The organism is Asticcacaulis sp. W401b (genome assembly GCF_046503825.1).
Taxonomy (GTDB): domain Bacteria; phylum Pseudomonadota; class Alphaproteobacteria; order Caulobacterales; family Caulobacteraceae; genus Asticcacaulis.
The window spans coordinates 1-1,109 of sequence record NZ_JBKFEE010000053.1; the positions used below are offsets into that span (position 1 = coordinate 1).

Consider the following 1,109-nt stretch of genomic DNA (forward strand, 5'->3'; position numbering starts at 1 on the left):
AGGATGCGTGTGTCGACCACGGGCAGCACAGGCGCCGTATCGAGGATGATAATCTGATAACGAGAACGAAGCGTTTGCAGCAACTGGTCCATCACCTGCGTGCCAAACACGTCCTTCGGTGTGTACTGGCTGCGCGCAAGAGGCAGATAGTCCACGCCCTGCTGATCACGCAACAGCACTTCATCCAGACGGGCCGTTCCAGCCAGAACCTCCAGCAGGCCCACCTTCGCATCAATGCCTAAGACATCATTCAGCGATCGACGACGCAGGTCGCAGTCAACAACGATCACCGACTGGCCAGCTTGAGCAAACACCTGCGCCAGACACATGGAGGTCGTCGTCTTGCCTTCCCCGGGAAGAGAGGAGGTAATGGCGATGACCTTTACCTCATTGCCAAGCCGCGAGTAGAGCAGCGAAGCGCGCAGGCTCCGAAAGCCTTCGGTAAACACAGACAATGGCTTCTCAAGCACATAACGGAAAGGTTCGGTTGGGACCTTAGTGCCTTTCTCAACCGTAGAGCCCAAGGCCGGGACACTGGCCAGGCACGATTGGCCCAACTGATTTTCAACATCGATCGCTGTGACCAGACCGCTGTCCAGTGCACGTCTTAAGAGAACAGACGCGGCTCCCGCCCCTAAGCCGCTTATCAGTGCTATAGCCATTCCCAGAGGGATCTTAGGCGACGATGGCCCTGTCGGTAGTTTGGCGCGCGCCACGATCCGCGCATCTGTCTTCTCGATACCATCTTGCGAAGAGGTTTGTTTGAAGCGAGCCAAATAGGATTCATAGAGCGTACGCACAGACTCAGCGTCGCGTTCAAGTTCGTTCAGGCGCACTTGGGCACGGTTGTTTCCAGCCAGCGCGCCCCTTGCCTGACCCACACTGCTCGCCATAGAACCGGCGCGCTGACGTTGAACAGCTGTTTCCGCTTCGAGATTGGATATGATGCGGTTGATCTCGGATTTGATCTGCCCGTCAATATCCTGCAATTCGCGCTTAGCTTTGATAATGTCCGGATGCAGCGGCCCGTAGCGTGTCTCCATTTCAGCGATCCGACGGCTGACCTGAGCGCGTTGCGAACGAAGGTCCTTGATCACCTGCGAGTTTAA

1 protein-coding gene is annotated in these 1,109 nt (G+C 56.5%); it reads right to left on the reverse strand.

Going from position 1 to position 1,109, the window contains the following annotated elements:
- Positions 1-1,109 (reverse strand): AAA family ATPase (locus ACK8OE_RS20815; RefSeq protein ID WP_410274223.1); only part of this gene is annotated, 1,109 nt, incomplete at both ends.